The organism is Stieleria sp. (assembly GCF_041595215.1).
In the GTDB taxonomy this organism is placed as follows: Bacteria; Planctomycetota; Planctomycetia; order Pirellulales; family Pirellulaceae; genus Stieleria; species Stieleria magnilauensis.
Window position 1 is genome coordinate 1 of record NZ_JBFHKV010000463.1, and the last position, 6,194, is coordinate 6,194.

The 6,194-nt window shown below is 61.2% G+C and carries 5 protein-coding genes and 1 pseudogene; 5 read left to right on the top strand and 1 reads right to left on the bottom strand.

The features are described 5' to 3' along the window. The 3 genes from ABX749_RS17850 to ABX749_RS17860 form a co-directional block, all read left to right on the top strand. A partial coding sequence (locus ABX749_RS17850; protein ID WP_372897156.1) for a sugar phosphate isomerase/epimerase family protein occupies positions 1-620 on the top strand: 620 nt, incomplete at its 5' end. Further along, entirely contained in the window at positions 620-1,549 is a 930-nt protein-coding gene (gene gluQRS / locus ABX749_RS17855) for a tRNA glutamyl-Q(34) synthetase GluQRS (protein WP_372897157.1), read from the top strand. The genes ABX749_RS17850 and gluQRS, both read left to right, overlap by 1 nt. A 416-nt stretch (positions 1,550-1,965) precedes the next feature. Next, positions 1,966-3,564 carry a BBP7 family outer membrane beta-barrel protein gene (locus ABX749_RS17860; protein ID WP_372897158.1) on the top strand — a complete coding sequence of 533 codons (1,599 nt, stop codon included), beginning with the start codon at positions 1,966-1,968 and terminating at the stop codon, positions 3,562-3,564. Between the two features lie 165 nt (positions 3,565-3,729). Here the strand turns inward: ABX749_RS17860 and ABX749_RS17865 are convergent, their stop codons facing one another. Beyond that, positions 3,730-4,671 carry a nucleoside hydrolase gene (locus ABX749_RS17865; protein WP_145208530.1) on the bottom strand — a complete coding sequence of 314 codons (942 nt, stop codon included), beginning with the start codon at positions 4,669-4,671 and terminating at the stop codon, positions 3,730-3,732. A gap of 119 nt (positions 4,672-4,790) precedes the next feature. Between ABX749_RS17865 and trpD the strand changes: the two genes are divergently transcribed. Next, a complete protein-coding gene (gene trpD, locus ABX749_RS17870; RefSeq protein ID WP_372897159.1) occupies positions 4,791-5,804 on the top strand; it encodes an anthranilate phosphoribosyltransferase in 1,014 nt (337 codons plus the stop codon). Positions 5,805-5,945: 141 nt separating this feature from the next. After that, a pseudogene (locus ABX749_RS17875) lies at positions 5,946-6,194 on the top strand (aminofutalosine synthase MqnE); the annotation flags it as partial.

Sequence of the window (6,194 nt, forward strand, 5' to 3'; positions counted from 1 at the left end):
GGTTGCATTGGCTGTTGGCCAAGACGGAAGGCTTTCATTTGACCACGCTGGACGAGGACGTGCGTCGAAAGACCAGCGACTACCTCTGCGAACTGGCGCGGTTGTGCCGCGACTTGGGCGGAGACGTGATGGTGTTGGGTTCCCCGCAGCAACGCAATTTTCCGGCCAGCCAAACCGAAGAGCAGGCGATGGAAGCGGCGGCGGCATGTTTGCGCGGCGTGGTGCCGACCCTGGACGAATGCGGGGTCCGGATCGCGATCGAGCCGCTCGGGCGTGGCGAAGGCAACTTCCTCAATACCGCCGCGGCCGGGCGCGATTTAATGAATCGAATCGACAGCGAGCAGGTGGGATTGCACCTGGACGTCAAAGCGATGAGCGACGAACCGACACCGGTTCCGCAGATCATCCGTGACAACGCCGACGTGATGATGCACTTTCACGCCAATGATCCCAATCTGCTCGGTCCGGGGATGGGTGACGTGGACTTTCGGCCGATTTTTGAAGCGATCAAAGAAGTCGGCTACGACGGCTGGACCAGCGTCGAAGTCTTTGATTACTCGCTCGGCGCCGAGACGATTGCCCGCCAGAGCATGGCCAACATGCTCGCCGCCCAAACGTGATGCGAACCCGCCTGGCTCCCTCACCGACCGGTGCTCAGCATCTGGGCAACGCGCGAACGCACTTGATCGCGTACTGGGCCGCGCGTCGTGCGGGAGGCGAATTGGTGTTTCGCATCGACAACCTTGATTCGCCCCGCGTCAAGACTTGGGCGATCGACCAGGCCATCGAGGACCTTCGTTGGCTGGGCATCGATTGGGACGGGCAACCCACGCTTCAAACCGAACACGAAGCTCTCTACCAGCAAACGCTGGCGACGTTGACCCACGGCGGCAACCTGGCATACCCGTGCGTCTGTTCACGCAAAGACATCGCCGAGGCGCTTTCGGCGCCCCATGAAAGTCGATTTCGCGGTGAAGGGCCGATCTATCCGGGAACCTGTGCCGGCTATCGCGACGGCGACGACGTCCCGCAACAGCCTCATTGTTGGCGACTTCGTGTCAGCGACCAGACGTTAGAATTCGACGATTCGGTGCTGGGGATTCAGCGTTGCAATCCGGCCCAGGAACTCGGCGATTTCCCGATCACGTCCAAAAACGATCAAGTCTCGTACCAGCTGGCCGTCGTGGTCGACGACCATGTCCAAGGCGTCGACGTTGTCATCCGCGGCAACGACCTGGTCGCCAGCACATTTCGGCAACTGGACCTGTATCGTCACCTCGGCTATCCGCCGCCGCGTTACGCCCACGTCCCGTTGGTCTTGGGCAGCGACGGGCGACGATTGGCCAAACGTCACGGCGATACGCGGTTGAGTCACTATCGCGAGTGTGGCGTCGCGCCCGAAGCGATCGTCGGTTGGGCGGCCCATTCGCTCGGATTGACCGACACCGCCGAGCCGCAAAAAGCGGCCGACCTGATCGACCAGTTCGACTGGTCGCGTTTGCCCACCCAGGACACCGTGATGGACACGGACCGATTGTTCGGATTGTGAGCATCGTCGCGCCCACGTGTTAGATGCCGTCTGCCAAATCGTTCTCGCTTAACCCATCGCGGACGGTTGTCTCGATGCGTCTGGCAAACACGATTGCGAGATCACGGTCGACGCATCCCCGTCAAAATCGCCCGACTATCGCGGCGACGGAGCGCCGTAGAGTCGATGCAAAACGACAGCGACCGTTCGTTTCCGTTGAGTTCACGCGTGACCGCCTTCTCGACCGCACGTGCGATCGCCAGCCCCTCGTTTCGCCTCCCTTTGATGGCGTTGGGCTTTCCCCGCACCCGTGGTTGGTTCGTCAGCTTTCTCTCACATCGAACGCGACGAAGCCACCTTCGTTTTCCAGGCCGACAGTGTCCGAGTAGGAAGCGACTTAAACAGGATGAAGGAGTAATACTGTGAGAACTCAATTGATGCGACACTTCGCAATCGCACTCGGATTCAGTCTCGGGGCCGCCGCCGCCCTGGACTGCACCGCAGGCAATCCCGGCGTTGCCGACAACGGCACCTATCAGGCCCCCGCCCGATGGAACAATTTTCAACGCCCGACCGCGCCGATCCAGCCCAATCGTTCCGGCAATAACGCATTGCCCTTCGGCGCTTCGGTTCAATCGGTCGCCACGCAAAACGCGATTGAAGAACTGCCGCATCCCGAAGGCGATCGCGTCTACCCACCGGTGCCGAGCATGCCGGCGGCACCCGGGTATGCACCGCAGCACAATCACCACCCCCATCCTGCCGTAGCGGTGCAAGCCCCGACCGCCACACAGGCCCCCTTGGGATCGTCCTGTGCCCCCGCGGGATCGTCATGCGCGCCCTGCGATTCCTACGGGCACACCAGTCCCTACGCCGCCGCCGCCGCGGCGCCCTGGCAGGGTGCATCCAATGGAAGCTGCGCGACGGCCCCCGCCCGAGGACCGCGCCCGATTTCACCTTGGTTTGGTGGTTCGAATCTGTTGTTCTGGAATATCGCCGGCAGCGACAACACTCCGCTGGTCACCGACGACAGCAGCATGGTGCTGTTGCGAAACAGAGACTTGGAGCCGACCGACGACACCAGTTTCGACGTGCACGCCGGTCGCTACTTCGGATGTGGTCAGTACGCCATCGATGTGGGCTACATGCTTTGGGACCCGGACTGCTTGTGCCGCCAGGTTCCCGACAGCGGTGCCGGATTGCGATTGATCAACCCCGCGCTTCAAACCGCATCGATCAACCGGGGCGCCGGTGCGACGACCGTCTATGACGATTACGACATGAACGCGGCGAGCATTCAAGTGATCCGTGACTTGAGAATCCAAAGTCTGGAAGTCAACCTCGTCGGCTTCGGTTTGATGGGTGCCCGGCGATTGGGATCCTGCAGCCCGGGTTCGATTTGGGGCGGTGGCTGTGGTTTCGGAGGCTGCAAAGACAAAGCGTGCGGCAGCGCCATCGGTCCGCTCGCACGGGCCGCCGGCGGGCGACTTCGAATCCAGAACTCACACGGTTTCCGTTGGTTCCAACTCGAAGACGAACTGGAAATCGGCGGCGACGTCGACGGCATGACCGGCTACGGAGCGAATGACTTGTATTACAAGTCGATCACCGAGAACAACTTGTTCGGATACCAATTCGGCTCGCGACTGAGTTACTGCATGGGCAGCCGAGCGATGTTCAACCTGGGCGGAAAAATCGGCGTCTACGGCAACGATGCAGAATTCTTTCACAGCATCACCACGACCACCGCAACCGGCTACACCAACTCGCAAGGTGCCGGTGCGGGCGATCTTTACACCCGGCAATCGGATATCTCGGTGGCCGGACTGGGCGAATTGGACCTCGGACTCGGCTACCGGATCAGCAATTGCTGGACCATCAACGGCGGCTATCGCGTCTTGGCGGCTTGCGGTGTGGCCACCGCTGTGGGCCAGATGCCGACCGAATACACCTCCGCCGCTTCGGCCGGGGCGGTACGTGCGGACGACTGCTTGATCCTGCACGGGGCCTACGTCGGATTCGACTACAACTGGTAAGCGTCGCGAGCACTTCGCCGACGTCCCCTTTCAAACGCGAGCGTGGTTGCCACGCTCGCGTTTTGTTTTTGGGGGTCAGCCGCGGGTCGAACTTCAGGACGAGGACCTCTCGTAAGATCCACGACGGGTCCGTCAACTCTTGAACTTCGGTCTCCGCGCTCTGAACTACGACTTCTGCCCGGCGTAACGCAGGCTGCGGCAGACCAGTCCCTTGACCGCTTCGATGTCTGCCGACAACGCGACTTCCATGTTGGCTTGCCATTCCGGACGCAGCCGCTGGTCAAACACCGACATGCCGCGGGTGAGCAGACCTTGCGTTTCGACCTTGCCCGCCATTTCCGTCCACTGGAACAACTCGGGTTCGACGACGGCTGCAATCGTCGCCGCATCGATCAACGGGATCAGCTCGCGTCCCAAGCGTTGGTGGGCGGTACGGAAAGCGAACGGCATCATTTGATGCAGCAACTCGCCGGCCCGAGTCTCGGTCGAAGGCAATTGTTCTAATAGTTCGACGCCAAACTGCACCTCGCCGGTGACATCCAACGGCAGCAGACTCTTGGTCGTCGGCGAGGCGAACACTTCACTGGCCGCAGCCGGATCAAAAAACAAGTTGAATTCGGCCACACAGCTCGCATTGCCGGCGACATTCACCGCTCCGCCGCTGATCACGATTTTGTCGAGCAAGTTGATGGCTGCCGGATCCCGTCGATACAGTCGAGCCACATTGGACAGCGGTCCCAGGCAAACCAGCGTGATTTCGTTGGGATACTTGCGGACCAGTTCCGCAATCACCTTTTCACTGCTCGGTAAATGCTGACGCTGAGTTTCACCGACCGACAGTTCGCCCAGGCCGCAGCGACCGTTTAAGAACAGATCGTCGATCGCCGACGCCGTCTCCGGCGGAATCGCCTTGCCGATTCGCGGATATCGTGGGGGATCGAGCATCGAGACGATGGCGCAGACGTTGGACGTTGCCTGTTCGGCCGTAACGGTCCCCGCGGTCGCGGTGACCGCCAAAACCTCCAAGCGAGGGTCAAACAATGAGGCCGTCAGGGCGACGGCGTCGTCAATTCCAGGGTCGGTGTCGATGATGATTTTTCGTGTCATGCGAAAAGTGTAAGTTCACGGGCGTTTCGAAACGAGCCCGATCCGCTAAAGTGCTGGGCGTTCCACGAAACCGACGCGATCCCCGCCCCGTTTGGCTCATCAAATCCCCCCAACTGCCGATGACAACTTTTGATGACGCGATCCAGCAAGCCACCGCCGGAGAAGACCTCTCCGCCGAGCAAACCGCCGTCCTGATCGACCAAATGCTCAGCGGTGAGGCACCCGAAGAGCAAATCGGGCAGTTGTTGCTGGCGCTGAGCAGCAAGGGCGAAGCGGTTTCCGAAATCGTCGGCGCCGCGACCGCGATGCGCCGCCACATGACGCGAATCCCACACCATCACGAGCTTTTGCTGGACACTTGCGGAACCGGTGGCAGCCGCAGCGGATCGTTCAACATCAGCACGGCGATTGCGATCGTCACCGCCGCCTGCGGCGTCCCGGTCGCCAAACACGGCAATCGCAAAGCCACCAGCGTGACGGGCTCGGCCGATGTGCTGGAGGAACTCGGCGTGGGAATCGAATCCGATGCCCAGCAAGTGGCCCGTCGACTCGATGAGATCGGCTTGTGTTTTTGTTTCGCCGTGAAATTACACCCGGCGATGCGACACGTCGTCGGCATCCGACGAAAACTAGGCGTCAAAACCTTGTTCAACCTGCTCGGTCCGCTCTGCAACCCGGCCGGGGCGACGCACCAATTGCTCGGGACCAGCAACGTCGACGCCCAATCGAAAATCGCCGACGCGATCGCACAACTGGGCACGGCGAGGTCTTTTGTCGTGCATGCCGCCGATGGCCAAGACGAAGTGTCCCTGGACCGTTACACCGACGCCGTCGAAGTCGCGGGCAATCAAGTCACCGAGCGGTACCGCTGGACTCCGGACGATTTCGGCTTGCCGGCGGCGACCGTCGACGCTCTGGCCGCCAGCGGCCCTGCCGAGAGCGCTGCGATCATTCGCCGCATCCTGGACGGCCAACCCGGTCCCACTCGCGACACCGTCGTCGCGGGCGTCGCAGCGGCCTTATTGCTGACCGGATCCGCTCCTTCGCTGGCCGCCGGCGTCCAACGAGCCGCCGAGGTGATTGACAGCGGGGCGGCAAAGGCCAAATTGGAGCAACTGGCGAGCGCTCTGTAATGGCCAGCGCTCTGTAATGGCCAGCGCGAGGCAAAAGCCGGCGCGTTGTCAAAGTCGCCACGTTTGATCCGGTTAACGTTCCCCAGGATTTGCGGTTCCTACCGCGTTTGAAACCAATTCACCCGATTTCTGCATCCCAACATGCCTGCAACCGATTACGCCGCACGATTCCGCGAAATCCGTGACAAAGTTGAATCCGAAGAACGGCTCAGCTTGGACGACGGGATCTTTCTCTACGATCCCGCCGTGCCACTGCAGGAAGTCGGCCAACTGGCCAACCTGGTCCGTGAACGCAAAAACGGCAACGTGGGTTATTTCAATATCAACACCCACCTGAACCCGACCAACGTCTGCGTCTATCGCTGCCGGTTCTGCGCGTTCCGCAGCGAC

What these genes read in the sequence shown, in the direction of transcription:
- gluQRS (WP_372897157.1), top strand. Translation starts at nt 620, where the DNA reads ATGCGAACCCGCCTGGCTCCCTCACCGACCGGTGCTCAGCATCTGGGC.
- ABX749_RS17860 (WP_372897158.1), top strand. Translation starts at nt 1,966, where the DNA reads ATGCGACACTTCGCAATCGCACTCGGATTCAGTCTCGGGGCCGCCGCC.
- ABX749_RS17865 (WP_145208530.1), bottom strand. Translation starts at nt 4,671, where the DNA reads ATGACACGAAAAATCATCATCGACACCGACCCTGGAATTGACGACGCC.
- trpD (WP_372897159.1), top strand. Translation starts at nt 4,791, where the DNA reads ATGACAACTTTTGATGACGCGATCCAGCAAGCCACCGCCGGAGAAGAC.